Origin of the sequence: Streptomyces sp. CC0208 (assembly GCF_003443735.1) — a bacterium.
Lineage (GTDB): Bacteria > Actinomycetota > Actinomycetes > Streptomycetales > Streptomycetaceae > Streptomyces > Streptomyces sviceus.
The window spans coordinates 6,013,724-6,039,585 of the sequence record NZ_CP031969.1; the positions used below are offsets into that span (position 1 = coordinate 6,013,724).

At 70.7% G+C, this 25,862-nt stretch carries 24 protein-coding genes and 2 pseudogenes; 13 read left to right on the forward strand and 13 right to left on the reverse strand.

Annotated elements, in window-relative coordinates:
* Positions 1 to 188 precede the first annotated feature (188 nt).
* The 5 genes from leuA to D1369_RS27625 all read left to right on the forward strand — a co-directional run bounded on the left by leuA (position 189) and on the right by D1369_RS27625 (position 6,959).
* Complete coding sequence (leuA, locus tag D1369_RS27605) at positions 189 to 1,910, forward strand: 2-isopropylmalate synthase (RefSeq protein ID WP_007381913.1); 1,722 nt, start codon at positions 189 to 191, stop codon at positions 1,908 to 1,910.
* Positions 1,911 to 2,096: 186 nt separating this feature from the next.
* Entirely contained in the window at positions 2,097 to 2,792 is a 696-nt protein-coding gene (locus D1369_RS27610; protein WP_007381912.1) for a TerB family tellurite resistance protein, read from the forward strand.
* 140 nt (positions 2,793 to 2,932) lie between these two features.
* Positions 2,933 to 5,008 (forward strand): MMPL family transporter, encoded by a 2,076-nt coding sequence (locus D1369_RS27615; protein ID WP_007381911.1) that lies wholly within the window; start codon positions 2,933 to 2,935, stop codon positions 5,006 to 5,008.
* The gene (locus D1369_RS27620; RefSeq protein ID WP_007381910.1) at positions 5,005 to 6,297 is read left to right on the forward strand and encodes a sensor histidine kinase; all 1,293 of its coding nucleotides are present in this window, start codon (positions 5,005 to 5,007) and stop codon (positions 6,295 to 6,297) included. Before D1369_RS27615 ends, D1369_RS27620 begins: the two co-directional genes overlap by 4 nt.
* Positions 6,294 to 6,959 carry a response regulator transcription factor gene (locus D1369_RS27625; protein WP_007381909.1) on the forward strand — a complete coding sequence of 222 codons (666 nt, stop codon included), beginning with the start codon at positions 6,294 to 6,296 and terminating at the stop codon, positions 6,957 to 6,959. Before D1369_RS27620 ends, D1369_RS27625 begins: the two co-directional genes overlap by 4 nt.
* 3 nt (positions 6,960 to 6,962) lie before the next feature.
* On the opposite strand, the gene D1369_RS27630 is transcribed toward D1369_RS27625, so the two are convergent.
* Positions 6,963 to 7,898, reverse strand: a complete 936-nt coding sequence (locus D1369_RS27630; RefSeq protein ID WP_007381908.1) for a dihydrodipicolinate synthase family protein — start codon at positions 7,896 to 7,898, stop codon at positions 6,963 to 6,965.
* Positions 7,899 to 7,991: 93 nt separating this feature from the next.
* Positions 7,992 to 8,231: pseudogene (locus tag D1369_RS27635) on the reverse strand (hypothetical protein); the annotation flags it as partial.
* Between D1369_RS27635 and D1369_RS44035 the strand changes: the two are divergent.
* Positions 8,232 to 8,417: pseudogene (locus D1369_RS44035) on the forward strand (protein phosphatase); the annotation flags it as partial.
* Between the two features lie 4 nt (positions 8,418 to 8,421).
* Here D1369_RS44035 and bla read toward each other — a convergent pair.
* Positions 8,422 to 9,246 carry a class A beta-lactamase gene (bla, locus tag D1369_RS27645; protein ID WP_240436102.1) on the reverse strand — a complete coding sequence of 275 codons (825 nt, stop codon included), beginning with the start codon at positions 9,244 to 9,246 and terminating at the stop codon, positions 8,422 to 8,424.
* Between the two features lie 189 nt (positions 9,247 to 9,435).
* Here bla and D1369_RS27650 point away from each other — a divergent pair, with 189 nt between their 5' ends.
* Positions 9,436 to 10,557, forward strand: a complete 1,122-nt coding sequence (locus D1369_RS27650; RefSeq protein ID WP_007381905.1) for a hypothetical protein — start codon at positions 9,436 to 9,438, stop codon at positions 10,555 to 10,557.
* Here the strand turns inward: D1369_RS27650 and D1369_RS27655 are convergent.
* From D1369_RS27655 to D1369_RS27665, 3 genes are all read right to left on the reverse strand, one after another.
* Positions 10,545 to 12,017 (reverse strand): alpha/beta hydrolase, encoded by a 1,473-nt coding sequence (locus tag D1369_RS27655; protein WP_037899962.1) that lies wholly within the window; start codon positions 12,015 to 12,017, stop codon positions 10,545 to 10,547. The genes D1369_RS27650 and D1369_RS27655 overlap by 13 nt on opposite strands.
* 80 nt (positions 12,018 to 12,097) lie before the next feature.
* Positions 12,098 to 12,292 (reverse strand): DUF397 domain-containing protein, encoded by a 195-nt coding sequence (locus D1369_RS27660; RefSeq protein ID WP_007381903.1) that lies wholly within the window; start codon positions 12,290 to 12,292, stop codon positions 12,098 to 12,100.
* On the reverse strand, positions 12,274 to 13,107 hold the full coding sequence (locus tag D1369_RS27665; protein ID WP_007381902.1) for a helix-turn-helix transcriptional regulator: 834 nt from the start codon (positions 13,105 to 13,107) through the stop codon (positions 12,274 to 12,276). The genes D1369_RS27660 and D1369_RS27665 overlap by 19 nt, the downstream gene beginning before the upstream one ends.
* Positions 13,108 to 13,257: 150 nt before the next feature.
* On the opposite strand from D1369_RS27665, the gene D1369_RS27670 reads away from it, so the two are divergent.
* The 3 genes from D1369_RS27670 (at position 13,258) to D1369_RS27680 (ending at position 15,184) form a co-directional block, all read left to right on the forward strand.
* Positions 13,258 to 13,461 carry a hypothetical protein gene (locus D1369_RS27670; protein ID WP_037899960.1) on the forward strand — a complete coding sequence of 68 codons (204 nt, stop codon included), beginning with the start codon at positions 13,258 to 13,260 and terminating at the stop codon, positions 13,459 to 13,461.
* 102 nt (positions 13,462 to 13,563) lie between these two features.
* Positions 13,564 to 14,316, forward strand: coding sequence for a DNA repair protein RecO (gene recO / locus D1369_RS27675; RefSeq protein ID WP_007381900.1), 753 nt, complete (start codon positions 13,564 to 13,566; stop codon positions 14,314 to 14,316).
* Positions 14,317 to 14,335: 19 nt separating this feature from the next.
* Complete coding sequence (locus D1369_RS27680; protein ID WP_007381899.1) at positions 14,336 to 15,184, forward strand: isoprenyl transferase; 849 nt, start codon at positions 14,336 to 14,338, stop codon at positions 15,182 to 15,184.
* A 31-nt stretch (positions 15,185 to 15,215) separates the two neighbouring features.
* Here the strand turns inward: D1369_RS27680 and D1369_RS27685 are convergent, their stop codons facing one another.
* The 5 genes from D1369_RS27685 to D1369_RS27705 form a co-directional block, all read right to left on the reverse strand.
* Positions 15,216 to 17,615, reverse strand: coding sequence for a M4 family metallopeptidase (locus D1369_RS27685; protein WP_037899958.1), 2,400 nt, complete (start codon positions 17,613 to 17,615; stop codon positions 15,216 to 15,218).
* A 150-nt stretch (positions 17,616 to 17,765) separates the two neighbouring features.
* On the reverse strand, positions 17,766 to 18,182 hold the full coding sequence (locus D1369_RS27690; RefSeq protein ID WP_007381897.1) for a transcriptional repressor: 417 nt from the start codon (positions 18,180 to 18,182) through the stop codon (positions 17,766 to 17,768).
* A 58-nt stretch (positions 18,183 to 18,240) separates the two neighbouring features.
* The gene (locus D1369_RS27695; protein WP_007381896.1) at positions 18,241 to 19,143 is read right to left on the reverse strand and encodes a metal ABC transporter permease; all 903 of its coding nucleotides are present in this window, start codon (positions 19,141 to 19,143) and stop codon (positions 18,241 to 18,243) included.
* Complete coding sequence (locus D1369_RS27700) at positions 19,143 to 19,901, reverse strand: metal ABC transporter ATP-binding protein (protein ID WP_037903292.1); 759 nt, start codon at positions 19,899 to 19,901, stop codon at positions 19,143 to 19,145. Before D1369_RS27700 ends, D1369_RS27695 begins: the two co-directional genes overlap by 1 nt.
* 14 nt (positions 19,902 to 19,915) lie before the next feature.
* Complete coding sequence (locus tag D1369_RS27705) at positions 19,916 to 20,863, reverse strand: metal ABC transporter substrate-binding protein (protein ID WP_037899956.1); 948 nt, start codon at positions 20,861 to 20,863, stop codon at positions 19,916 to 19,918.
* A 130-nt stretch (positions 20,864 to 20,993) separates the two neighbouring features.
* On the opposite strand from D1369_RS27705, the gene D1369_RS27710 reads away from it, so the two are divergent.
* Positions 20,994 to 22,376, forward strand: coding sequence for a glycine--tRNA ligase (locus D1369_RS27710; protein WP_007381893.1), 1,383 nt, complete (start codon positions 20,994 to 20,996; stop codon positions 22,374 to 22,376).
* Between the two features lie 320 nt (positions 22,377 to 22,696).
* Here D1369_RS27710 and D1369_RS27715 read toward each other — a convergent pair whose 3' ends face one another.
* Positions 22,697 to 23,809 (reverse strand): endonuclease/exonuclease/phosphatase family protein, encoded by a 1,113-nt coding sequence (locus tag D1369_RS27715; RefSeq protein ID WP_037899953.1) that lies wholly within the window; start codon positions 23,807 to 23,809, stop codon positions 22,697 to 22,699.
* A 196-nt stretch (positions 23,810 to 24,005) separates the two neighbouring features.
* Here D1369_RS27715 and D1369_RS27720 point away from each other — a divergent pair, with 196 nt between their 5' ends.
* Both D1369_RS27720 and D1369_RS27725 read left to right on the forward strand, forming a co-directional pair.
* Positions 24,006 to 25,016: an aldo/keto reductase gene (locus D1369_RS27720; protein WP_007381891.1), complete on the forward strand. Its 1,011-nt coding sequence runs from the start codon at positions 24,006 to 24,008 to the stop codon at positions 25,014 to 25,016.
* 25 nt (positions 25,017 to 25,041) lie between these two features.
* Complete coding sequence (locus tag D1369_RS27725) at positions 25,042 to 25,632, forward strand: TetR family transcriptional regulator (protein ID WP_007381890.1); 591 nt, start codon at positions 25,042 to 25,044, stop codon at positions 25,630 to 25,632.
* Positions 25,633 to 25,647: 15 nt separating this feature from the next.
* Here D1369_RS27725 and D1369_RS27730 read toward each other — a convergent pair whose 3' ends face one another.
* The gene (locus D1369_RS27730) at positions 25,648 to 25,854 is read right to left on the reverse strand and encodes a hypothetical protein (RefSeq protein ID WP_037899950.1); all 207 of its coding nucleotides are present in this window, start codon (positions 25,852 to 25,854) and stop codon (positions 25,648 to 25,650) included.
* Between the last annotated feature and the right edge of the window lie 8 nt (positions 25,855 to 25,862).

Below are 25,862 nucleotides of genomic sequence, written 5' to 3' on the forward strand. Positions count from 1 at the left end.
GTCCCGCATACTGATACGGCGCCCCGCGCGGGGAGCGGCTCCGCTAGCATGCTGCGCATCATGCGTTACGGGCTGCTTCTTCTTAGCTGCCGCGGCGAGGGCCTGTAGTCCAGGTCGACTCCCTCCCCGCGGAGCTTCGCGTTGCGTGTCGGCCGTCCTTCCCGGACATCCTGAGGAGCCCCGCAATCATGGCGAACCGCCAGCAGCCCAGCACCATGCCGATCCACAAGTACGGCCAGTACGAGCAGGTCGACATCCCGGATCGCACCTGGCCGAACAAGCGGATCACCGTCGCTCCCCGCTGGCTCTCCACCGACCTGCGCGACGGCAACCAGTCCCTGATCGACCCGATGTCGCCCGAGCGCAAGCGCCGGATGTTCGACCAGCTGGTCAAGATGGGCTACAAGGAGATCGAGGTCGGCTTCCCGGCGTCGGGCCAGACGGACTTCGACTTCGTACGGTCGATCATCGAGGAGCCGGGCGTGATCCCGGACGACGTCACCATCTCCGTACTGACCCAGGCCCGCGAGGACCTGATCGAGCGGACCGTCGAGTCGCTGAAGGGCGCCAAGCGCGCCACGGTCCACCTGTACAACGCGACCGCGCCGGTCTTCCGCCGGGTCGTCTTCCGGGGCTCCAAGGACGACATCAAGCAGATCGCCGTCGACGGCACCCGCCTGGTGATGGAGTACGCGGAGAAGCTGCTGGGCCCGGAGACGGAGTTCGGCTACCAGTACAGCCCCGAGATCTTCACCGACACCGAGCTGGACTTCGCGCTGGAGGTCTGCGAGGCGGTGATGGACGTCTACCAGCCGGGTCCGGGCCGCGAGATCATCCTCAACCTGCCCGCCACGGTGGAGCGTTCGACCCCCTCCACGCACGCGGACCGCTTCGAGTGGATGCACCGCAACCTCTCCCGCCGCGAGTACGTGTGCATCTCGATCCACCCGCACAACGACCGCGGTACCGCCGTCGCCGCCGCCGAGCTGGCGCTGATGGCCGGCGCCGACCGCGTCGAGGGCTGTCTGTTCGGACAGGGCGAGCGCACCGGCAACGTCGACCTGGTCACCCTGGGCATGAACCTGTTCTCGCAGGGCGTCGACCCGCAGATCGACTTCTCCGACATCGACGAGATCCGTCGTACGTGGGAGTACTGCAACCAGATGGAGGTCCACCCGCGCCACCCGTACGTGGGCGACCTGGTCTACACGTCCTTCTCCGGCTCCCACCAGGACGCCATCAAGAAGGGCTTCGACGCGATGGAGGCCGACGCGGCCGCCAAGGGCGTCACGGTCGACGACATCGAGTGGGCGGTCCCGTACCTGCCGATCGACCCCAAGGACGTCGGCCGCTCCTACGAGGCCGTGATCCGGGTCAACTCCCAGTCCGGCAAGGGCGGTATCGCGTACGTCCTCAAGAACGACCACAAGCTGGACCTGCCGCGCCGGATGCAGATCGAGTTCTCCAAGCTCATCCAGGCCAAGACGGACGCCGAGGGCGGCGAGGTCAAGGGCTCCGACATCTGGGCGGTCTTCCAGGACGAGTACCTGCCGAACCCCGAGAACCCGTGGGGCCGTATCCAGGTCAAGAACGGCCAGTCGACGACCGACACGGACGGCGTGGACACGCTGAAGGTGGAGGCCACGGTCGACGGCGTCGACACGGTCCTGACCGGCAGCGGCAACGGTCCGATCTCGGCCTTCTTCGACGCGCTGGCCAAGGTCGGCATCGACGCCCGGCTGCTGGACTACCAGGAGCACACGATGAGCGAGGGCGCCTCCGCGCAGGCCGCCTCCTACATCGAATGCGCGATCGACGGCAAGGTTCTGTGGGGAATCGGGATCGACGCGAACACGACGCGTGCGTCCCTGAAGGCGGTCGTCTCGGCCGTCAACCGGGCTGCTCGATAATCACTCTGACCGGCGGTTTCGGGGCCTTGGTCGCTGTATACGGCGATCAAGGCCCCGTCGTTTATCGGCCACCGGCGCGTGGAGGTCACGAGCAGGTCTCGTCGGGGGTACTGACTCCGCCTCCCTGATGTGGCTAACATCACGCAAGCGCGGCGATGTTGCCGCGGGGTTACGCGGAGGTGTGACGTGCTGCCAGGACGGGGACGAAACGGCCGTGCTGCCAGGCCTGCGTGCCTCCTGGGCACCCGTACCGCGTGGACGACCGTCGGCGACGGCGAGTTCTTCTGCCCCGGGTGCGGGGGCGACCGCAACTACCAGCGCCTGACCGGTCGCCGCCGCTTCACGCTGCTCGGCGTCCCGGTCCTGCCGCGCGGCGACACCGGCCCGGTGGTGGAATGCGCGGCCTGCCGACGCCACTTCGGCACGGACGTCCTCGACCACCCCACCACGACCCGCTTCTCGGCGATGCTCCGCGACGCCGTCCACACGGTCGCGCTGGCGGTCCTCGCGGCAGGCGGCACCTGCTCGCGCACCTCCCTGGAGGCCGCGGCCGTCACGGTCCGCGCGGCGGGCTTCGACGACTGCACGGAGGACCAGCTGGAAACCCTGGTCGAGGCCCTCGCCGAGGACACCGGCCGGGTCTACGACCGCCCCTGCGGAACCGGCCTCGCCATAGAGCTCCACGAGGCCCTCGACCCGCTCGCCCCCCACCTCGCCCCGGCGGGCCGCGAGTCGATCCTCCTCCAGGCGGCCCGCATCGCCCTCGCGGACGGCCCGTACACCCCGGCGGAGCGGGACGTCCTCGCCACCGTGGGTACGGCCCTGACGATCTGCGGGGACGACGTGACCCGGCTCCTGGCCGCGGCGCGGACGCCGTCCTGATACTCCCGGGGGAGTAACGCCGACTGCCGGGCCACCCCCGGCAGTACCCCCCAACTCGCCCTTCGGCCCGACGATTCGCCCCCTCCCCGCCGGGAGTCTGGAAACCGATCCAGACGTCCGAACCGGAGGGAGGCCCGTCGATGGGGGCCGCAAAGATGAGCGCACGGCGACGGCGTGCTGTGCCCTGGCTGGTGCTGGGGTTGTGGATCGTCGTGCTGGTGGCCGTGTCGCCGTTCGCGTCCAAGCTCGGCGACGTGCAGCGGGACCGGGCCGTGGACTACCTGCCGGCGAGCGCCGACTCGACGCAGGTCGCGAAGATCCAGGAACGGCTGCCCGGGGGCGAGGCCACCGAGATGGTCGTCGTCTACCACCGGGACGGCGGGCTGACGGCCGCCGACCGGGCGACCGCCGCCCGGCAGATCGGGCGGATCGCGGACGAGCACCCGCTCACCGCCGAGCCGCGGGGCATCCCGTCCGCGGACGGGACCACCGTGATGTATCCGATCGCCAGCACCGAGCCCGGCACCGACGAGAAGGCCCGGGACCGGCTCGTCAACGACGTGCGGGACATCGCCCGCGAAGAGGGCGGGCTGGGTGTCGACGTCGGCGGGGAGGGAGCACTCGCCACCGATGCCGGCGAGGTCTACGACTCGCTCGGCGGACCGCTGCTCTACACCACCGCCGCCGTGGTCGCCCTGCTGCTGATCGTCATCTACCGCAGTCCGCTGCTGTGGCTGGTGCCCCTCGGCGTCGCGGGCATGTCGGAGTTCCTGGCGCGGGCCGTCGCCTACGGGCTCAACCAGGGGTTCGGGACCTCGGTCACCGGGCAGAGCGGCGGCATCATGACGATCCTGGTCTTCGGCGCCGGGACCGACTACGCCCTGCTGCTCGTCTCCCGGTACCGGGAGGAACTGCGGCGCACCGAGCGGCCGTACGACGCGATGGCGGCCGCGCTGAGGGGCTGCGGGCCCGCCGTGGTCGCCTCCTCCGGGACCGTGGCCGCGGGCCTGCTGTGCCTGCTCGCCGCCGACCTCAACAGCAGCCGCGGCATGGGCCCGCTGGGCACGGTCGGAGTGCTGGTCGCGCTCGCCGCGATGATGACGCTGCTGCCCGCGGTCCTGGTGCTCCTCGGCCGCCGGGTCTTCTGGCCGCTCGTCCCGCGCTACGGCAGCACCCCCAAGGTGCGCCGCTCCCTGTTCGCCGCCATGGGCAGCTCCGCCGGGCGGCGACCCCTCACCGTGCTGGCCGGCGGGGCCGTGCTGCTCGGGGCGCTCGCGCTGGGCGTGCTCAACCTGCCCGGCAGCCTCAAGCAGGAGGACTCCTTCACCAGCAAGCCCGACGCGGTCGCCGCCATGGCGACGCTCGCCGAGGCCTATCCGGAGCGGGGCACCCAGCCCATCACCGTCATCACCCCGGCCGACCGCGCCGACGCCACCCTCGCCGCGGTCCGCGGCACCGAGGGCGTCGACAGTGCCGCCAAGGGCCGTACCGGGGACGGCTGGACAGAGATCTCCGTCACCGCGAAGGACGCCCCCGAGTCCGCCGGGGAGACCGCGACCATCAAGGTCCTGCGCGCCGACCTCGACGGTTCCTACGTCGGCGGGCCCAGCGCCGAGCAGCTCGACCTGAAGGACACCAACAGCCGCGACCGGATGATCGTCGTACCGATCGTCCTCGTCTCCGTGCTGCTCATCCTCGTCGTCCTGCTGCGGTCCCTCGTCGCGCCGCTGATCCTGGTCGCCGCCGTGGTCGCGGTGTGGGCCGCGGCCCTCGGCATCGGCGGGCTGGTCTTCGGGCCGGTGTTCGGGTTCGAGGGCACCGATCCCGGACTCGGGCTGCTGTCCTTCGTGTTCCTGGTCGCCCTCGGGGTCGACTACGGCATCTTCCTGATGCACCGCATGCGCGAGGAGTCCCTGGCCGGCGCCGAACCGGTCACCGCCGCCCTCACCGCGCTGCGGACCACGGGCGGGGTCATCGCCTCCGCCGGACTCGTCCTCGCGGCCACCTTCGCGGTGCTCACCAACATGCCGCTGGTCCAACTCGTCGAGCTGGGCTTCGTGATCGCGGTGGGCGTGCTCCTCGACACCTTCCTCGTGCGGACCTACCTGGTCACCAGCGCTGCCGTCGCGCTGCGGCGGAAGGTGTGGTGGCCTGGGGCGCTGTCCCGGGAGCCCGAGCCGCCCGTACGGGCCGAGCGCCAGCCGGAAACCGTGTGACGAGGTCGTTCCCCGGCGCCCTTCCCTCCTGGAAGGGCGCCTTCCGGCCCGACGTCCCGGAAGATGACACCGTGCAGGAGACCACGAGACCCCGGCTGGGCGAGCGGATCATGGCGGCGGTCAACCGCGACCCGCGGACCGCCCCGCACGGCACCCGCAACGACGCGCTGCTCGCCGTCGTGCTGGCGGCGGCGGCCGTCTGCGCCGGCCTGTTCATCGACGACGGCCGCCGCCCGGACGCCCTCGGCTGGACGCTGCTGCTCGCCGCCCACGTGCCGCTCGTGTGGCGCCGCCGCCGTCCGCTGCTCGTACTGGCCGCGATAGTGGCGCTGATCGCGCCGTACCACGCCCTCGACAACAACCACGCGGCCCCCACCCTCGTCGCCTACGTCGCCCTCTACACGGTCGCCGTCACCGGCCGCCCCCTGCGGACGGTCCTGACGGGCGCCGTCGTGCTGAGTGTCTCGCTGGCCGTGATGCTCACCGTCAACGCCCACCGGGCCCTCGAACTGCTGCAGACCTCCGGCTGGATCATCGCTGTCCTGTTCTGCGGCATCGACGTCCGCTACTACCGCCAGTACGTCGCCTCCATCGTCGAACGCGCCGTCCGCGCCGAACGGACCCGCGAGGAGGAGGCCCGCCGCCGGGTCGCCGAGGAACGTCTGCGCATCGCCCGCGACCTGCACGACCTGCTCGCCCACAGCATCACCCTGATCGGCGTGCAGACCTCCGTCGCCGCGCACGTCCTGGCCGCCGACCCCGAGCGCCTGGACCGGGAGGCGGTCGCCAAGGCCCTCGACGACATCGCCGGGACCTGCCGCACCGCACGCGGTGAACTCCGTACGACGCTGGAGGTGCTGCGCGAACACGGCCCCCAGGACACCCGCGGCCCGCTGCCCGGCCTCGACGGCCTGCCCGACCTCGTCGCGGCGGCCCGGCTCGCGGGCGCCCGCGTCGAACAGGACCTGCGCATCCGCACCGACCCGCCGCCCGCCGTCGGCGCCGCCGCCTACCGGATCGTCCAGGAGGCGCTCACCAACGCGGTCCGGCACGCTGGACCCGAACCCGCCGTACGCCTCAGGCTGTACGACGAACCGGGTGCCCTGCGGGTGTCGGTGACCGACGACGGCACCGGGCCCGTCCCCGGCGGCAACCCCGGCTTCGGGCTGGTCGGCATGCGCGAGCGGGCCCGCAGCGTCGGTGGCACACTCGACGCCGGACCACGCCCTGACGGCGGGTTCGAGGTGACGGCGGCGCTGCCGCTCGCCGTGGGGGAGGGAACCGTATGACCATCCGCGTACTGCTCGCCGACGACCAGACCCTGGTGCGGGCCGCGTTCGCCATGCTCGTCGAGTCGGCCCGGGACATGGAGGTCGTCGCGGAGGCGGGCAGCGGGCGGGAGGCCGTGGGCGCGGCCCGAGAGGTGCGGCCCGACCTGGTGGTCATGGACATCCGCATGCCCGATCTCGACGGCATCGAGGCGACCCGGCTCATCGCGGCGGACGAGGAGCTGGCCGGGGTGCGGGTACTGGTCCTGACCACCTACGACACCGACGAGAACATCGTCGAGGCGCTGCGCGCGGGGGCCTCCGGCTTCCTGGTGAAGGACACCCGGCCGGCCGACCTCCTCGACGCCATCCGCACGGTGGCGGCCGGTGAGGCGCTGCTGTCCCCGGGACCGACGGCCCGGCTGATCGAACGGTTCCTGCGCAGCCCCTCGGTCCCGGTGGCGGGCGGCGGGCCCGAGTGCCTCTCCGACCGGGAGCGCGAGGTGCTGGCCCTGGTCGCGCGGGGCCTCAACAACACGGAGATCGCCGAGACGCTGGGCCTGAGCCCGCTCACCGCGAAGACCCACGTCAGCCGGATCATGGGGAAGCTGGGGGCGCGGGACCGGGCCCAACTGGTCATCGTGGCCTACGAGTCGGGGACGGTGACGCCGGGGACGCGGTAGGGGTCAGAGCAGCCCGGCCCCGGCCAGGAACGCGGCCACCCGCTCCACCTCCGCCGCCGACAAGGGCACCTGCGGCTCCGCTGTCACCGGGCAGTCGATCACGCCCCGCAGATGCAGTGCCGCCTTGAACGCGCCCAGCGCCGACGAGGACGCGCCCATGCGGGCCGGGTCGCCCACGCCCACCATGCCGAACAGGGCGCACAGCCGCTCCTGTTCGGCCCGGGCCGCGTCCAGGTCGCCCGCGCGGCACAGACGGTCGAGACGGACGTACCCCTCGGGGTCGACGTTGGCGAGACCGGGCACCGCCCCGTCCGCGCCGACCGCGAGGGCCGCGTCGACGATGAGTTCGGAGCCGGTCAGCGCGCTGAAGCCGGTGATGCCGGAGTGGGCGCGGGCACCGGAGACGACCGTGCGGAAGCCGGCGAGGTCGCCGCTGGAGTCCTTGAGACCGGCCAGCACGCCCTCTGCGGCCAGGTCCAGGACCACGTCCGCGGGGAGCTTGGTGTGGACCCCGCTCGGCAGGTCGTACGCGATGACCGGGACCGGGCTGCCGGCCGCGACCAGCCGGAAGTGGCGGGCGATCTCCCGCGGATGGGTGCTCGTGTAGAAGGGCGCCGTGACGACGACCGCGTCGGCGCCCGCCGCCGTGACGGCCCGCACATGGTCCAGGACCCGGGCCGTCGTCATGTCGATCACCCCGGCCAGCACGGGCAGTCGACCCCCGACGTGCCCGGTCACCGTCTCCACCACCAGCCTGCGCTGAGCGTCGGTCAGGAAGGCCGCCTCGGACGACGTACCGAGCACGAACAGCCCGTGCACCCCACCCGCGATCAGGTGGTCGACGAGCCTGAGCAGCGAGGGGACGTCCACCTCGCGGTCCGGTGTCAGGGGCGTGCAGACGGGCGGGACGACTCCGGCCAGCGGGGCGGGAAGGGTCATGGGGGCTCCTCGGGATCGGCCGTCCCATGATCCTCCCTCACAGGTGAGGGGGCGCCGACCCCTGTACGGCACCCCCTCTCCCGAGCTGTTCTGCTACTGCACCTGCTGGTAGGACTTGTCCTCGTCGGAGTCGTAGATCAGCTTGCCGCCCTGGTCGTAGCCCTTGATGTGCGGGTTCCTGGTGACCTGTTCGGTCAGGGTGCCGGAGGCGACGAACCAGCCGTGGTCGAGGACCGCCTCGCTGCTGACGCCGCCGTAGGAGACGGTCACCTTGGCCACCGTCGGTTCGACCGTGCCGATGAAGCCCCAGCCGAACGGCAGCTTCCAGTTGCCCGGTCGGCCGCCGAACGGGTCGAGATCGCCTGCGGCGGCGGCCGGGGCCGCACGGGAACGGCCCTGGCCTGCCTGGCGGTTCTGGACGGCGTGCCCCCGCGGGAGGCGGTCGCCTACGTGCGGGAGCACTACCACCGGCGAGCGGTGGAGACGCCCTGGCAGCGGCGGTACGTCCAGCGGTTCTGACCGGTCAGCCCAGGGCGCGGGCGACCACCGCGGCCGCCTCGGCGACCAGGGCGTCGTCCCGTACGGCGTCCTGCGCGGGCATGGTCGACAGCACCGACAGGACGATCGGGTCGCCGTCCTCGGTCCAGACGACACCGACGTCGTTGTTGGTGCCGTAGGAGCCGCCGCCCGTCTTGTCGGCGATGGTCCAGGTCTTCGGCAGGCCCGCGTGGAAGCGGTTCACGCTGGTCGTGTTGTTCAGCAGCCAGTGCGTGAGCAGCTGCCGGTCCCGCCGGTCCAGCGCGTCGCCGAGGACCAGCCGGCCGTAGGTGCGGCCGATGGCGTACGGGCTCGTCGTGTCCGTGCGCCGCCACGGCTCGGCGGTGTTGAGCTCGGGCTCCCAGCGGTCGAGGCGGGTGACCCGGTCGCCGAGGGAGCGGGCGAAGCGGGTGATCGCGGTGGGGCCGCCGAGTTCGCGCAGGAGGAGGTTGCCGGCCGTGTTGTCGCTGAAGGTGATGGCGACGTCGGCGAGCTCGGCGATGGTCATGCCCTCGGCGAGGTGTGCCGCCGTCTGGTCGGAGCCCGGCTGCACCAGGTCGGCCTCGGTGTAGTGGATGCGGCGGGCCAGCACCTCGCCGTCGCGGTCCAGGTCGCGCAGGACGGCGGCGGCCGCGAGGGCCTTGAACACGGAGCACATCGGGAAACGCTCGTCGGCGCGGTGGCGGACGGACCGCCCGGTCGTGACGTGGTGGGCGAAGACGCCGAGCCGGGCGTCGTACCGCTCCTCCAGCGCGTGCAGCCGGGCGGTGATGTCGTCGGCGGCGTACGCGGCCGTGCTCGCGCCGGTCACGAGGGTGGCCGTACCGGCCGCCAGGAGGGTGCGTCGGGACAGTTCTCCGGAGCCTAAGATCTTGCTCTCCTTCGCTCGGGGACACAGATCGATCTCTTCAATGATCGACGCGGGCGGTCATCCCTTGGTTGCACCGACGTAGACCATCGGCGGACGGACAGGCCCACCCGTGGCCGACACAGTGGCGGCATGGAGAAGACAACGGGGATCAACCGCGCGCAGTTCCTGGCGGGAGCCGCAGGGGCCGGGGCCGCGCTGCTCCTGCCGGCGGCCCGCGCGGAAGCGGACGCCCGGCAGCACGGACTCAGGCGCCACGGCGTCGTCTACACCGTCGGCGCGGGCGAGACGCCCGGCACCGCCTGGAGTGCCGCCCGGATGCGCGGGGACCTCCGGGCCATCCGCGACGACCTGCACGCCGACACCGTCGACGTCACCGGCGACGGCGTCGCACGCCTCACCGCCACCGCCGCCGAGGCGGCCGAACGGGGACTGCACGTCTGGCTCCAGCCGACCCTCGGGGACGTCCCGCAGCGGGACATCCTCGACCACCTGGCGGAGTGCGGCCGGTTCGCGGAGCGGCTGCGCCGGGAGGGCGCGAGCGTCGAACTCAGCGTGGGCTGCGAGTTCTGGCTGTTCGTGCCAGGGATCCTGCCGGGGGACACGGTCCTGGAGCGGGTCGAGAACCGCCTGAAGGGCACCTACGACCCGGTGCGGATGCAGCGCGAACTGGACCGCTTCACCGCGAGGGCGGCCAAGGTGGGCCGCTCGGTCTTCCACGGCCGCCTCAGTTACGCCGCCGCCCAGGACGACGAGGTCGACTGGAACCTGTTCGACGTGGTCGGCATCGACTACTACTCGAATTTCCGCCACCCGAAGGACTACGTACGTGAGTTGAGGCAGTACCGGCGCTGGGGCAAGCCGGTCGCCATCACCGAGTTCGGCACCTGCACCTTCGTCGGCGCCCCCGAGGCGGGCGGCATGGGCTGGGACATCGTCGACTACGACAAGGACCCGCCGGAGATCAAGGGGAACGTCGTCCGCAGCGAGCACACCCAGGCCGTGTACCTCACCCGGCTCCTCGACGTCTTCGAGTCGATGGGCCTCTACGCGGCGATGGCCTTCGAGTTCCTGACCGCCGACGCCCCGCACCGCCCCGACGACCCCCGCCACGACCTCGACATGGCGAGCTACGGCATCGCCAAGGCGATCAAGGACCGCCCCGACGACCCGCGTTCGGACTGGCACTGGGAACCGAAGGAGGCGTTCCACGCGCTGGCGGCGCGGTATCGCAGGGCGTGTCAGCGGCAGTAGGCGTCCCGGGCCGGACGCACCCCCGTGGCCAGGAAGCGGGACACCGTCGCGTCGCCGCACGCGGTGCCGTTGTCGAGGTAGGCGTCATGGCCGGTGGAGTCGTTGACGACCATGACGGCACGTCGGCCGAGCGCCTCGCGGAGCCCCAGGGCACCGCTGAGCGGGGTGGCCACGTCCCGTGCGTTCTGCACCATCAGGACGTTGGACGGGCCGCGGTCGGTGACGTGCACCGGCGCCTCCTTCGGCTCCCACGGCCAGGCGGCGCACGGCATCGCGTTCCTCGGCATGCCCCCGGTCAGCGGGTACCGGGCGCGGCTCTCGGCCACACCCTCGCGGTACACCTCCGGGTCACCCGGCCAGTCGACGTCGTTGCAGATGGTGGCGGCGGCGACCGCGGTGGCGTTCTGGAGGACGGCCTCGGGCGGCCCCGCCGGCGCGGGCGGCACCGTACCCTTCTGCGCGGCGAGGACCAGCTTGGCGAGGGCCGGGTAGTCGTCCGGGTCGTAGAAGGAGTCGAGCATCGACTGGCGCAGGACGTTGCCGTTCAGCTCCTCGGGGTTGGCGCCCGGCCAGGGGATCGGCTCGCGGTCGAGGCGGGCCGCGAGGCGCAGGAAGAGCGGGCGCACCTCGGCGGCCGTGTCGGCGAGCCGGTCCGGATTGCCGGGCGCGGAGGCCCACTTGGCGAACTCCGGGAAGTTGTCCTCGGCGCCCCGCTCGAACGCGGCGAGCCAGGTGCGCTCCGCGAGGACGGGGTCCGGGCGGTCGTTGCTGTCCAGGACCACGCGGTCGGTGCGCTGCGGGAACAACTGGAGGTAGGCGTCGGCGACGTAGGTGCCGTACGACACGCCCCACGCGGACACCTTGCGCTCGCCGAGCGCGGCGCGTACGCGGTCCAGGTCGCGGGCCTCATTGAGGGTGCTGATGTGCTTGATGAGCTCGCCCCCGTTGCGCGCGCAGGACTCGGAGACGCGCTTGCCCGCGGCCATGTTCGCGTCGACGGAGCCATCCGCGGAGGGCCAGGGCAGCAGGGTCGTGCGGGCCAGGTCCCGGTGTTCGAGCCCGCAGTCGACGGCCGTCGAGGGCGCCATCCCGCGCGGCGCGAAGCCGATCAGGTCGTAGGCGTCCCGCACCTTCTGCGGCAGCCTCTGCCCCTTCCCCGAGGGGTCGTTCATGCTGTCGCCGCCGGGCCCTCCGGGGATCAGCAGCAGGGCACCCCGCCTGGCGTCCGGGTTCTCGCTGCGGATACGGGACACGGCGATCTCGATCTTCGGGCCGTCCGGGTCGGCGTAGTCCATGGGTACGGAGACGGTCGCGCACCGCTGGCGAGGATCGAGGCCGCTGCCCTGACACTCGGTCCACGTGAGGCCGCTGGTGGCGGACGCGCTGATCGGCGTCAGGACGCCGAGGACGACACCGGAGGCGGCGGCGATCAGGGCGAGGCTCTTCGTCATCTGCTTCATGCGAGGAGCCTCGCGGATCGTGCGCTGCCGCCCCATCCGGTCAACTGCCGGATCTGCAGGGGGGTTTACCCCCTGGCCTCCTACTTGAGGAGCCCGAGGAAGTGGGTCCAGGTGTCGGTGGGGAAGGCGAGGACGGGGCTGTCCGTGCCGAGTTTGGAGTCACGGACGGGCGTGACACCGGGGATTCCGTCGGCGACCTCGACGCAACTGCCGCCCTCGCCGTTGCTGTAACTGCTCTTGCGCCAGGAGGCGTTGCTCAGGTCGTACTCACGCATCGTCTGAAGTCCTCCGCCGCCGAGGCGATCAGGGTCAGGGACGCCTCCGGCGACAGCGCGGCGACCCTGAGCAGATCGTATGTGCGCTGGGCCCGTTTCACCACGGCCGGATCATCGATGAGCGTTCCCGAAAACGCCGTCTCTGTATAGGCGAGCGGAGGTGCGTCATCGAACTCCATGAGCTGTAGCATCCCGGCGATCGAGGCGTAGGCCCCGGCCGCGAACGGCACCACCGTCAGCCACACCTTGCGGTCCCGCATCAACAGCGCGATGTAGTCCAGTTGCTCGGCCATGGCCTGCGGGCCGCCGACCGGGATGCGCAGCACGCTCTCGTGCAGAACCACCCAATACTCGGGCCTTGTCGCGTCCTTGAGGATCTGTGCCCGTTCCAGGCGGGCGGCGACTTTCTCCTCGACGTACTCGTCCGTGACGAACGGGTTCGCGGCGATCGTCACCGCTCCGGCATACGCCGCTGTTTGCAGCAGCCCCGGCACCACGGTCGGCGCGAACTCGCAGATCCTCGTGGCCGTCCGCTCGAACTCCACGACCTGCGCGAAGTAATCCGCGTACCGCTTGTCGTCGATGAGCTTCCTGCACAGCCGCTCGAAAATACCGTCGGTTTGTAGAACTTCGTCGATCCGCTGCGAGATATCCAGCTGCGGTTTTCGAAAGGCCTGCTCGAACTGACCGATATAGGCGCCGGAGACGAAGACCCGTGACCCCAGCTCCGCCTGGGTCATCCCCACCTCCTCCCGGTGTCGCCGCAGTTCCGTTCCGAAGAACTCCCACGCCGCCTGCCGTGAACCATTGGCCATGGCCAACCCCCTTGTTCAGCTTTGCACTTGTAGTGCACAGACTCCTGCCGAGTGTAGGGAAAAAAGGCCACCGTGGAGCAGGGAAGAGTAAAACCCGAAAAAGGCGGGGAGTTCGAAGAAATCGGAGTCAGGAGGGAATCGGTGACGGAAATGCCCGTGGGTTCGTACGTCGTGGACACCAGTACCGGGAGGTCCGGCGTCGTGATGGGGCATGAGGGGCCGTACATCCAACTCAGACCGTACGGCGGCGGCAGGGAGTGGGACGCGGCCCCGGAGGCCGTACGGGAAGCCACCCCGGCCGAGCGGCCGAAGATCACCACCGCGTTCCGGCCCGCCGAGGAAGGCCGACCATAATCACGGTCACCGACGAGCACGCCCCCGGGTAGGCGAGAATGGGCTCATGAGTCTGTTCCGCGCCGACGGCACCGAGCCGCGCACCCCGGGCGGGGGTGTGCGATGAGTCTCTTCCGGGACGACGGGGTCGTGCTGCGGACACAGAAGCTCGGGGAGGCCGACCGGATCATCACGCTGCTCACGCGCGGGCACGGGCGGGTACGGGCCGTGGCGAGGGGCGTGCGCCGCACCAAGTCCAAGTTCGGCGCCCGCCTCGAACCCTTCTCCCACGTCGACGTGCAGTTCTTCGCGCGGGGCAGCGAGCTCGTCGGGCGCGGACTGCCGTTGTGCACGCAGAGCGAGACCATCGCTCCGTACGGTGGCGGGATCGTCTCCGACTACGCCCGGTACACCGCCGGGACGGCCATGCTGGAGACCGCCGAGCGGTTCACCGATCACGAGGGCGAGCCGGCTGTCCAGCAGTACCTGCTGCTGGTCGGCGCCCTGCGCACCCTCGCCCGGGGCGAGCACGCGCCCCACCTCGTCCTCGACGCCTTCCTGCTCCGCTCCCTCGCGGTCAACGGCTACGCCCCCAGCTTCAGCGACTGCGCGCGCTGCGGCATGACCGGCCCGAACCGCTTCTTCTCCGTGGCGGCCGGCGGCTCGGTCTGCGTGGACTGCCGGGTGCCCGGCAGCGTCGTACCGTCGCCGCAGACCCTGGAACTCCTCGCCGCGCTGCTTACGGGAGACTGGGAGACCGCGGACGCGAGCGAGCCGCGGTACGTCCGGGAGGGCAGCGGGCTGGTGTCCGCCTACCTGCACTGGCATCTGGAACGCGGGCTCAGGTCCCTGCGTTACGTAGAGAAGCAACCCTGAGAGGGAGACGATCAGCACCATGGCCGTAAACGGGATCCTGGGGCGCCGACGGCGCGAGTACAGGGCGCCGGAGCCGCACCCGTCCGGTGCCCGCGCGCCGAAGCTCCCCGGTGAGCTGATCCCCGAGCACGTGGCGATCGTCATGGACGGCAACGGGCGGTGGGCCAAGGAGCGCGGGCTGCCCAGGACCGAAGGGCACAAGGTCGGCGCCGAGCGGGTCCTGGACGTGCTCCAGGGCGCGATCGAGGCCGGCGTGAAGAACATCTCGCTGTACGCCTTCTCCACCGAGAACTGGAAGCGCTCGCCCGACGAGGTCCGCTTCCTCATGAACTTCAACCGGGACTTCATCCGCAAGACCCGCGACCAGCTCGACGAGCTCGGTATCCGGGTGCGCTGGGTGGGCCGGATGCCCAAGCTGTGGAAGTCCGTGGCCAAGGAGCTCCAGGTCGCGCAGGAGCAGACCAAGGGCAACGACAAGCTGACGCTGTACTTCTGCATGAACTACGGCGGCCGGGCCGAGATCGCCGATGCCGCGCAGGCCCTCGCCGAGGACGTGAAGGCGGGCCGCCTCGACCCGGCCAAGGTCAACGAGAAGACCCTCGCGAAGTACCTGTACTACCCGGACATGCCCGACGTGGACCTGTTCCTGCGGCCCAGCGGCGAGCAGCGCACCTCCAACTACCTGCTCTGGCAGAGCGCGTACGCCGAGATGGTGTTCCAGGACGTCCTGTGGCCCGACTTCGACCGCCGTGACCTGTGGCGGGCGTGCGTCGAGTTCGCCTCCCGGGACCGCCGCTTCGGCGGGGCCGTCCCGAACGAGGAGCTGCTCGCCATGGAGGAAGCGATGAAGGGCGATCCGGAGGCCTGAGCCTGCGAATCGCCCCTCGTCGCTCACGGGATCAGCTCGTCGTCACCGCCGTGTCGTCGATCACGAAGCTCGTCTGGAGCGAGGAGTCCTCGACCCCGGTGAACTTCAGGGCGACCGTCTGACCGGCGAAGCCCGACAGGCTGAAGGACTTCTGGACGTACCCGGAGGCCGCGTTCAGGTTGGAGTACGTGGCCAGGGTCGTCGAACCGGCGGTCACCGTCAGCTTGTCGTACGCCGTGCTGGTGGTGGTCTCCGCGGTGTCGACGTGCAGGTAGAAGGTGAACGTCGTCCCCGTGCAGCCGCTCGGGATCGTCACCGACTGGGAGAGCGTGTCGGTGTGGGTGGAGCCGTAGCCGTCCAGCCAGCCCTTGTAGGAGCCGGTGCGGGCGGCTTCGCCGGTGTCGTTGGTGATGACACCGCTGGACGCGCTCCAGGTCGTGCTGCCCGACTCGAAGCCCTGGTTGCCCAGCAGCTGCGCGGAGGTGCAGCTGCCGCCGCCGGTCGCGCTGACCGTCCAGGTGAAGGACGCCGTCCCGGTGGCTCCGGTGCTGTCGGTGACCGTGACCGTGGTGCTGTAGCTGCCGGCCGTGGTCGGGGTGCCGGATATCAGCCCGGTGGAGCTGCTGATCGAGAGGCCGGCGGGCAGTCCGGAGGCCGCGTAGGTCAGTGCGCCGCTGTTGGTGCTGCTCGCGCTGACCTGGAGGCTGACGGCCGTCCCGACCTTGGCGGACTGGCTGCCCGGGTTGGTCACCGTCACGCCGGTCGACGGCACGGTGATGTGGCTGCCGACGTTGATGCCCGCGAAGGCGTTGCCGACCCCGGCGTACTGAGCGGAGCTGGTGCCGTAGAGGGCGGCCGCCGCGTTCAGGGCGGCGGTGCGGGCGCCCGCGTAGTTGGTGCTCGACGTCATGTACGTCGTCAGCGCCTTGTACCAGATCTGGAGGGCCGCGGCCCGGCCGATCCCGGCGACGGCGACACCGTCCGAGGTCGTGCTGTTGTACGTGACCCCGTTGATGGTCTTGGTGCCGCTGCCCTCGGAGAGCAGGTAGAACATGTGGTTCGCGGGCCCGGACGAGTAGTGCACGTCGAGGTTGCCGACCCCCGAGTACCAACTGTCCGCCGAGCCGCCGTCCTTGCTCGGCTTGTCCATGTACCGCAGCGGCGTGCCGTCGCCGTTGATGTCGATCTTCTCGCCGATGAGGTAGTCGCCCACGTCGGAGGAGTTGTTGGCGTAGAACTCCACGCCGGTGCCGAAGATGTCGGAGGTGGCCTCGTTCAACCCGCCGGACTCACCGGTGTAGTTGAGCCCTGCCGTGTTGGAGGTGACACCGTGGCTCATCTCGTGCCCGGCCACGTCCAGCGAGGTCAGCGCGTGGGTGTTGCTGGTGCCGTCGCCGTAGGTCATGCAGAAGCAGTCGTCGTCCCAGAAGGCGTTGACGTACGCCGAGCTGTAGTGGACGCGGCTGTAGGCGGCGACCCCGTCGTTCTTGATGCCGCTGCGGCCGAAGGTGTTCTTGTAGAAGTCCCAGGTCTCCTGGGCGCCGTAATGGGCGTCCACACCGGCGGTCTGGGTGTTGGAGCCGGAGCCGGTGCCCCAGGTGTCGTCGGCGTCGGTCATCAGGGTGCCGGTGCCCGAGGTGCCGTTGTTGAGGCTGTACGTCTTGTGGCCGCCGCGCGAGGTGTCGTACAGCTGGTACGTCGAACCGGACAGCGTGGTGCCCAGGGTGACCGTGCCGCTGTACTGGCTGTTGCCGGTGCCGGTCTCGACGCCTTCGAAGCGGGAGAGCTCGGCGCCGGTGGTGGCGTCGGTGATGACGTGCAGCTTGCTGGGCGTGCCGTCGTCCTGGAAGCCGGAGACCACCGTCTCCCAGGCGAGCTTCGGGGTGCCGGAGCCGGCCCAGATCACCTTGCGGGCGCTCTGCGCGGCGGGCTTCTCGGCCTTGAGCGCCTTGGCGGTCTTCAGCGCCTTGGTCTCGGCGGCCGCCTTGCCGAAGGTGGCGGTCGTGGACTTCACCGAGACGGTACGGCGGTTGTTGTTGAAGGTCGCGCCGAGCGTGCCCGTGGCCTGGGCGGCCGGGGGCGTGTGCACGACCAGGTCGCCGCCGAGGACGGGCACGCCGTCGTAGGTGCGCTCGTAACGGGTGTGCAGGGTGCCGTCGTTGTCCTTGACGACGTCCTTGACGACCAGCTTCTCCTTGGCGCCGAGGCCGAGGGAGCCTGCGGTCGCCTTGGTCCTGCCGGACGCGCTCTTGATCAGTGCGGTGCGCTGGGCGGGGGAGAGCTTGGCCTCCAGGCCTCCGGTGCGCAGGGGGCTGGGGTGGGGGGAGGCGGGCCCCGCGGCGGCGGGCACCGTCTGGACGCCTACGGCGAGGAGGGACGCGGCGGCGACCAAGGACGCGGCGACGGCTGATCTTCGTGGGGAGGGTCTCACTCGTACTCCTACTGCGACGACGGGGAGGGAGGTGCCGTGCGGGAACTGCGTGAGAGCTGGGGGGAGCGTGGCACTGTTGACCCGTCCATGTCATGCAAAGGAGGCCGAGTCAAGGGTTAACCCTCGGCTCGGCTGTGAGGTCCTTGTGTGTCAGCCCTGGGCGGCCGCGCAGTCCGCGCAGGTGCCGAAGATCTCCACGGTGTGCGCCACGTTGACGTATCCGTGCTCGGCGGCGATCGCGTCGGCCCACTTCTCGACGGCCGGGCCCTCGACCTCCACGGCCTTGCCGCAGACCCGGCAGACCAGGTGGTGATGGTGGTCGCCGGTGGAGCAGCGGCGGTACACGGACTCGCCGTCGGAGGTGCGCAGGACGTCGACCTCGCCCGCGTCGGCGAGGTTCTGGAGGGTGCGGTAGACCGTGGTCAGACCGACGGCGTCGCCCTTGTGCTTGAGCATGTCGTGCAGTTCCTGGGCGCTGCGGAACTCGTCGACCTCGTCGAGGGCCGCCGCCACGGCGGCCCGCTGCCGGGTCGCGCGGCCCTTCACGGGCGGTCCTGCGGTCGTCACGGGTTCCTCCTTCGTTCGGCGCCTGCCGGGCCATTGTGCCAGCCCGGCCTGTGCCGGGTCAGACGCCGACCGGGCCGTCCGCCTGACGACTGGCCGGAATCGCGCACTCGGCAGGGTCCGGGGCGGGCCCTGCGGCGGCGGCCGCCCGGGCCCGTCGCCTGGCCAGCGGGGTGGCCAGACCCGTCAGCACGATGAACGCCCCGATGGTCAGCAGCACGATCGTCGCACCGGGCGGCACGTCCTGGTAGTACGAGGTCACGGTGCCGCCGATCGTCACCGTCACGCCGATCGCCACCGCGATCGCGAAGGTGGCCGCGAAGCTCCGGGTGAGCTGCTGCGCCGCCGCCACCGGCACCACCATCAGCGCGCTGACCAGCAGGAGTCCGACCACGCGCATCGCCACGGTCACCGTCACCGCGGCCGTGACCGCGGTCAGCAGGTTGAGCGCGCGCACCGGGAGACCGGTGACCCGCGCGAACTCCTCGTCCTGGCTGACCGCGAACAACTGCCGGCGCAGACCGAGGGTGACGAGCACCACGAACGCGGCGAGCGCGCAGATCGCGGTCACGTCGGACTGGCTCACCGTCGACAGGGAGCCGAACAGGTACGAGGTCAGGTTGGCGTTGGAGCCGCCGGGCGCGAGGTTGATGAACATCACGCCGCCGGCCATACCGCCGTAGAAGAGCATCGCGAGGGCGATGTCGCCCCGCGTCCTGCCGTACCAGCGGATCAGCTCCATGAGGACGGCGCCGAGGACCGAGACGAGGGTCGCCATCCACACCGGCGACCAGGAGAGCAGGAAGCCGAGGCCGACGCCGGTCATCGCCACATGGCCGATTCCGTCGCCCATGAGGGCCTGGCGGCGCTGGACGAGGTAGATGCCGACGGCGGGGGCGGTGATGCCGACCAGGACGGCGGCGAGCAGGGCCCGCTGCATGAAGGCGTAGTCGAGGAAGTCCATCAGCTCAGCAGTCCCGTACGGATCGGCTCGTGGTCGTGGGGGTGGACGTGGTCGTGGCCGGGCAGGGCGTGCTGACCGACCGCGCGCGGGGGCGGGCCGTCGTGCTGCACGCAGCCGTCGCGCAGGACCACCGCCCGGTCGATCAGGGGCTCCAGCGGGCCGAGTTCGTGCAGCACGAGCAGGACCGTGGTGCCCTGGGCGACCTGTTCGCCGAGCGTCCGGGCCAGCACCTCCTGGCTGGCCAGGTCCACGCCCGCCATCGGCTCGTCCATGATCAGGAGTTCGGGTTCGGCGGCGAGGGCGCGGGCGATCAGCACCCGCTGGTGCTGGCCGCCGGAGAGGGCGTTCACGGAGTCCTTGGCCCGGTCCGCCATGCCGACCAGCTCCAGGGCCCGGCGTACGGCCGCGTGGTCGGCCTTGCGGAGCATGCCGAAGCGGGCGCGGGACAGCCGCCCCGAGGAGACGATCTCGGTGACGGTCGCGGGGACGCCGCCGGCGGCGGTGGTGCGCTGCGGGACGTACCCGACCCGAGCCCAGTCCCGGAAGCGTCCGCGCGGGGTGCCGAAGAGCTCGATCTCCCCGGCGGACGCGGGCACTTGGCCGATGATCGTGCGGATCGCGGTGGACTTGCCGGAGCCGTTGGCGCCGAGCAGCGCGACGACCTCACCGCGGTGCACGCTGAGGTCGATGCCGCGCAGGACGGGCCGCGAGCCCAGGTCGGCGCGGACTCCGCGCAGCGCGATGACGGACTCGCTCATGCCGTCCTCCGGTGTCATTTCGCTCCCAGGGCGCCCTGCAGCGCCTTGAGGTTGGCTTCCTGGACCGAGAAGTAGTCCTTGCCGCGGGACTTGGCGGTGATGCCCTCGATCGGGTCGAGGACGTCCGTCTTCAGCCCGGCGTCGGAGGCGATGGTCTTCGCGGTCTTGTCGCTGACGAGCGTCTCGTAGAACACGGTCGTGACGCCGTCGGCCTTCGCCATCTTCTCAAGGTCCTTGACGCGGTCGGCGCTGGGCTCCGACTCGGGGTCCAGACCGTTGATGGCCTCCTCGGTGAGGCCGTAGCGCTCGGCGAGGTAGCCGAAGGCGGCGTGGGTGGTGATGAAGACCTTGGTGTCGGTGTCGGCGAGCCCGGTCTTGAACTCTGTGTTCAGGGCGTCGAGCTTCTTCACCAGGGCCGCGGTGTTGGCCTTGTAGTCGGCCGCGTGGTCCGGGTCGGCCTTCTCGAAGGCCTTGCCGACGCCCTCGGCGATCTGCGCGTAGCGGACCGGGTCGAGCCAGACGTGCGGGTCGAGACCCGCGAGTTCGGCGTCGGCGTGGTCGTCGTGCTCGGCCGCGTGGCCGCCGACCTCGTTGCCGTGCTTCTCCAGCGAGGTGAGGCCGGCGGCGTCGATCTTGGTCTTGATCTCGGACTGGTTCACCGCGTCGTCGACGGAGGGCTGGAGGTTCTTGAGGTAGAGCACCGCGTCGGACTCCTGGAGCTGCGCGGTCTGCTTGGCGCTGATCTCCAGGTCGTGCGGCTCCTGGCCGGGCTCGGTCAGGCTGGTGACGTGCACGTGGTCCCCGCCTATCTGCTCGGCGAGGAAGGCCATCGGGTAGAAGGACGCGACGACGTCGAACTTGCCCGTCCCGCCCGCGGCGGCGCTGTCGGTGGAGCATGCGGAGAGGACGGAGAGGGCGCCGGCGGCGGCGACCATGGGTATGAGGCGACGTCGTACGTTCATGACAGTCATTTTCATCAAATATGGAAACCGTTGTCAACAAGGTCCGGGTCGCGAACCGATTTGATACCGGGGGTGGCCGCGCCGGTAACCTGAAGCATTCGCTGCCGTCCATTCGCATGAAGAGAGCACCGTGGCCGCCGACAAGATCGACACCATCGTCAGCCTGAGCAAGCGCCGTGGCTTCGTTTTCCCCTGTAGTGAGATCTACGGCGGTCAGCGTGCCGCCTGGGACTACGGACCGCTGGGTGTCGAGCTCAAGGAGAACCTGAAGCGTCAGTGGTGGCGTTACATGGTGACGTCCCGCGAGGACGTGGTCGGTCTCGACTCGTCCGTGATCCTGGCCCCCGAGGTCTGGGTCGCCTCCGGTCACGTGGCCACCTTCACCGACCCGCTGACCGAGTGCACCTCCTGCCACAAGCGGTTCCGCGCGGACCACCTGGAGGAGGCCTACGAGGCCAAGAAGGGGCACGCCCCGGAGAACGGCCTCGCCGACGTGAACTGCCCCAACTGCGGCAACAAGGGCCAGTTCACCGAGCCCAAGCAGTTCTCGGGTCTGCTCTCCACCCACCTCGGCCCGACCCAGGACTCCGGCTCCGTGGCCTACCTGCGTCCGGAGACCGCGCAGGGAATCTTCACCAACTTCGCCCAGGTGCAGGTCGCTTCGCGCAAGAAGCCGCCGTTCGGCATCGCGCAGATGGGCAAGTCCTTCCGCAACGAGATCACGCCCGGCAACTTCATCTTCCGCACCCGCGAGTTCGAGCAGATGGAGATGGAGTTCTTCGTCAAGCCGGGCGAGGACGAGAAGTGGCAGGAGTACTGGATGGAGCAGCGCTGGAACTGGTACACCGGCCTCGGCCTCCGCGAGGAGAACATGCGCTGGTACGACCACCCGGCCGAGAAGCTCTCCCACTACTCCAAGCGCACCGCCGACATCGAGTACCGCTTCCAGTTCGGCGGCAACGAGTGGGGTGAGCTGGAGGGTGTGGCCAACCGCACCGACTACGACCTCACCGCCCACTCCAAGGCCTCCGGCCAGGACCTCTTCTTCTACGACCAGGAGGCCGGCGAGCGCTGGACGCCGTACGTCATCGAGCCCGCGGCCGGTGTCGGCCGCGCGATGCTGGCGTTCCTGCTCGACGCCTACGTCGAGGACGAGGCGCCCAACGCCAAGGGCAAGCTGGAGAAGCGCACGGTGCTGCGCCTCGACCACCGCCTCGCCCCGGTGAAGGTCGCGGTCCTCCCGCTGTCCCGCAACGCCGAACTGTCCCCGAAGGCCAAGGGTCTCGCCCAGGCGCTGCGCCAGAACTGGAACATCGAGTTCGACGACGCCGGTGCGATCGGTCGCCGTTACCGGCGGCAGGACGAGATCGGCACGCCGTACTGCGTGACGGTCGACTTCGACACCCTCGACGACAACGCGGTGACGGTCCGCGAGCGCGACTCCATGAAGCAGGAGCGGGTGTCCCTCGACCAGATCGAGGGCTACCTGGCCGCCCGCCTGATCGGCGCGTAGCCGCCCACGGCACTCAGCGGCAGAACGAGGCCGGCCCCGACGGAATCCCGTCGGGGCCGGCCTCGCGCTGTGCGCCGGGGCGCCGCTCCCGCGGACAGGCCCGGAGCAGGACGTCGGCGTCGGTCTCCGCGCAGTAGTCGTGCACCGCGCGCGCCTGTGCGCGGCGCGAGGCGAGTTCGACGCACTCCGCGCATCCCGGCGCCGGCTCGGGCGGCCGACGCGGGCCGAGGGGCGGTCGGTGCGCGCCCGCTCCTTCGCCGCCCGGACCCCGGCGTGCAGCCGCTCGCGCTCGGTCCGGCCGCAGCCCGTTCCGCCGGCGGCTACAGGTCGACGTCCATGTAGAGCGCCGCGTGGTCGGAGGCCGCGTCGATCGGCGAGGTCACGGTGTCGAAGGACTTGATGCCGTCCGCACAGATACCGCGGGTCTCCAGGCCGACGTGCTGGACCTCCTGCCACACCTCCGGCGACATCAGCAGGTAGTCGATCTTGTCCCGCTCGCTCTGGCACGGCTTGAACGTGCCGGGCAGTCCCCGGTAGGAGCGGTGGCTCATCGCGTCCCGCAGTCCGGCGCCCTCCAGTGTCGCAACCGAGTCGCTGCTGGGGAAGTCATTGAGGTCCCCGGCGACGATGACGTGCGGGGTGCGCTCCAGCGCGGCCCGGTAGATCTCCGCGACGCGCCTGGCCTGGGCCAGCCGCAGTGCCGGATCGTCGTTGGACTTGCTCTTCAGGTGGTTGCCGAGGATCACCAGGGGTGTTCCGTTGAGCCGGATCTCGAACTCGGGGCAGTCGCGGCTGAAGAGGCGCTCGTCGGGACGGTTCGGGTTGGTCTCGAAGATGTGGGTCCGCAGGGACGTGATCGGGTACCGGCTGAAGATCCCGATGTCGATGCCCCGGCTGTCGTTGCCGTCGATCAGCAGGGCGTAGGGGTAGGGCCGCCTGCCGAGCGCTCCGGCCAACACCTGCGAGTTGAAGCGCTCCAGGGCGAGACGGTCCTCGACCTCGACGGTGAGCAGGACGTCGGCGTCGACCTCCGAGACCACCCGGCCGGTGTTGCGCACCGTGTCCAGGTCGAGGTCGTCCTGCCCCAGTTCGACCCACCCGGCCCATGCGGAACGGCCCTTGGCGGTGATCTCGATGTGGGGGTGCCTGCCCCGCCCCGGCGGCTTGAACAGTCCGGAGTCCTTGCCCGGGCGTGACTGGTTCACGTAGATGGGCGGCGGGTCCTCCGGGTCGATCGCGTACGCCCGGTGCTTCTCGATGAGCCCGGCGATCTTCCTCTTGTCGTCGGCCGAGTACTCCGGCCGGTCGAGGAGAGCACTCAGGGTGGCGAAGTCGTCGAGGATGTCCTTGCGCGCGACCGGGTCGTCGAGCCGGAAGGCCGTGGGTCGGCGGAAGAGGTTTTCCATGTTGAACGTGGCGATGCGGATGCTCATCACAGGCCTCCATGGCGGCGCGGAAGGGCCGCTCGGCCGGTGGCAGGCGCCGCCGGGGTGACTGCGCACCGACATGTTCCATTGTCCTCGCCCTGCGGGGCGCGTCGACCGGAAGGGCGAAGGGCGAGGTAGTGACAGTGAGGGCTATGGAATGACAGATATTGAAATCTGTCAGCTGTCATGACAATCTGAGGGCATGACGATGCGAACCCGTTCCCTCGGCACCACCGGCCCCCAGGTCTCCGCGCTCGGTCTCGGCTGCATGGGCATGTCCGCGCTGTACGGCGACGCCGACCGGGCCGAGGGGATCGCGACGATCCACGCCGCCCTGGAGGCCGGCGTCACCCTCCTCGACACCGGCGACTTCTACGGCATGGGTCACAACGAGCTGCTGATCGGCGAGGCCCTGCGCACCGCCCCGCCCGCGTTGCGTGAACAGGCGCTCACCAGCGTGAAGTTCGGCGCGCTGCGCGGACCCGACGGCTCCTGGGCCGGGTACGACGGCCGGCCCGCCGCCGTGAAGAACTTCGCCTCCTACTCCCTCCAGCGTCTCGGCGTGGACCACATCGACGTCTACCGGATCGCCCGCGTCGACCCCGACGTGCCGATCGAGGAGACCGTCGGCGCGATCGCCGAACTGGTCGAGCAGGGCTACGTCCGGCACATCGGCCTCAGCGAGGCCGGCGCGCAGACGATCCGCAGGGCCGCCGCCACCGCGACCGTCTCCGACCTCCAGATCGAGTACGGACTGATCACCCGCGGCATAGAGCAGTCCATCCTGCCGACCACCCGTGAGCTGGGCATCTCGATCACCGCGTACGGAGTCCTCTCGCGCGGACTGATCTCCGGGCACTTCTCCGCCGACCGCAGGCTCGGCGCGAACGACTTCCGGGCCCACTCGCCCCGCTTCCAGGGTGACAACCTCCGGCACAACCTGACCCTGGTGGACGAGCTGCGGAAGATCGCCGAGGCCAAGGGCGTCTCCGTGGCCCAGCTCGCCATCGCCTGGGCGCTGGCCCAGGGCGAGGACATCGTCCCGCTGGTCGGCGCCCGCACCCGCGAGCGGCTCACGGAGTCGCTGGGCGCGCTGGACGTCGTACTCGACGCCGACGACCTCGCGGCGATCGAGGCGGCCGTGCCCGCCGACGCGGCGGCCGGCGAGCGGTATCCGGCCGCGGCCATGGAACACCTCGACAGCGAGCGCTGACCGGCCTGCCCGGTACCGTCTCACCATGGCACCGCAGACCTCCGAGACCCTGACCGCCGAGCGCATCCTCGAAGCCACCGAGGAGGTGCTGCGCCGCCACGGCCCGGCCAAGGCCACCGTGGTCGACGTGGCACGCGCGCTCGGCGTCAGCCATGGCAGCGTCTACCGGCACTTCCGGACCAAGGCGGCGCTGCGGGAGGCGGTGACGAAGCGGTGGCTGGACCGGACGACGGGCGTGCTGGCCGCGATCGCCGCGCAGGACCGTGATCCGGAGGCCCGGCTGCGGGACTGGCTCGCCGCGCTCTTCGAGGCCAAGCGCCGCAAGGCGGGCGACGATCCGGAGCTGTTCGCGACCTACTCGGTCCTGGCCGGTGAGAGCGTCGCGGCCGTCATCGAGCACCTCACCGAGCTGACCGGCCAACTGACCCGCGTCGTCCAGGACGGCGTCGACGCGGGCACCTTCACCGTCGCCGACCCGGCCGTCACGGCCCGGGCCCTCTTCCAGGCCACCGGCCGCTTCCACGACCCCGGTTACGCCGGGGAGTGGGAGAAGCCGGGCGTGCAAGAGGAGTTCACGGCGCTGGTGGACCTGCTGGTACGGGGCGTCAAGGCCTGACCGCCGCCACCCCCGCTACGACTTCGACGGATCCACCGTCGCCTGGTGCGCCTGCGCCAGATGCTCCTCCGCCTTCAGCCAGGGCAAGAACTGCGCTTCCTTGTGCCAGCCGCAGGTGTCGCATCTGATCGTGCGCTGCGGGCCCTTGCGGAGCACCTGGACGACATGCTCGCGCCCGTGCTGGTCCCACCGGCTCACCTTGCTCGTGCTGGTCTGCACCATGACGCCTC

Coding starts and splice junctions, on each gene's coding strand:
- leuA (WP_007381913.1), top strand. CDS start 189: ATGGCGAACCGCCAGCAGCCCAGCACCATGCCGATCCACAAGTACGGC.
- D1369_RS27615 (WP_007381911.1), top strand. CDS start 2,933: ATGGGGGCCGCAAAGATGAGCGCACGGCGACGGCGTGCTGTGCCCTGG.
- D1369_RS27625 (WP_007381909.1), top strand. CDS start 6,294: ATGACCATCCGCGTACTGCTCGCCGACGACCAGACCCTGGTGCGGGCC.
- D1369_RS27630 (WP_007381908.1), bottom strand. CDS start 7,898: ATGACCCTTCCCGCCCCGCTGGCCGGAGTCGTCCCGCCCGTCTGCACG.
- D1369_RS27650 (WP_007381905.1), top strand. CDS start 9,436: ATGGAGAAGACAACGGGGATCAACCGCGCGCAGTTCCTGGCGGGAGCC.
- D1369_RS27655 (WP_037899962.1), bottom strand. CDS start 12,017: ATGAAGCAGATGACGAAGAGCCTCGCCCTGATCGCCGCCGCCTCCGGT.
- D1369_RS27660 (WP_007381903.1), bottom strand. CDS start 12,292: ATGCGTGAGTACGACCTGAGCAACGCCTCCTGGCGCAAGAGCAGTTAC.
- D1369_RS27665 (WP_007381902.1), bottom strand. CDS start 13,107: ATGGCCAATGGTTCACGGCAGGCGGCGTGGGAGTTCTTCGGAACGGAA.
- D1369_RS27670 (WP_037899960.1), top strand. CDS start 13,258: ATGCCCGTGGGTTCGTACGTCGTGGACACCAGTACCGGGAGGTCCGGC.
- recO (WP_007381900.1), top strand. CDS start 13,564: ATGAGTCTCTTCCGGGACGACGGGGTCGTGCTGCGGACACAGAAGCTC.
- D1369_RS27680 (WP_007381899.1), top strand. CDS start 14,336: ATGGCCGTAAACGGGATCCTGGGGCGCCGACGGCGCGAGTACAGGGCG.
- D1369_RS27695 (WP_007381896.1), bottom strand. CDS start 19,143: ATGGACTTCCTCGACTACGCCTTCATGCAGCGGGCCCTGCTCGCCGCC.
- D1369_RS27700 (WP_037903292.1), bottom strand. CDS start 19,901: ATGAGCGAGTCCGTCATCGCGCTGCGCGGAGTCCGCGCCGACCTGGGC.
- D1369_RS27705 (WP_037899956.1), bottom strand. CDS start 20,863: ATGAACGTACGACGTCGCCTCATACCCATGGTCGCCGCCGCCGGCGCC.
- D1369_RS27715 (WP_037899953.1), bottom strand. CDS start 23,809: ATGAGCATCCGCATCGCCACGTTCAACATGGAAAACCTCTTCCGCCGA.
- D1369_RS27720 (WP_007381891.1), top strand. CDS start 24,006: ATGACGATGCGAACCCGTTCCCTCGGCACCACCGGCCCCCAGGTCTCC.
- D1369_RS27725 (WP_007381890.1), top strand. CDS start 25,042: ATGGCACCGCAGACCTCCGAGACCCTGACCGCCGAGCGCATCCTCGAA.
- D1369_RS27730 (WP_037899950.1), bottom strand. CDS start 25,854: ATGGTGCAGACCAGCACGAGCAAGGTGAGCCGGTGGGACCAGCACGGG.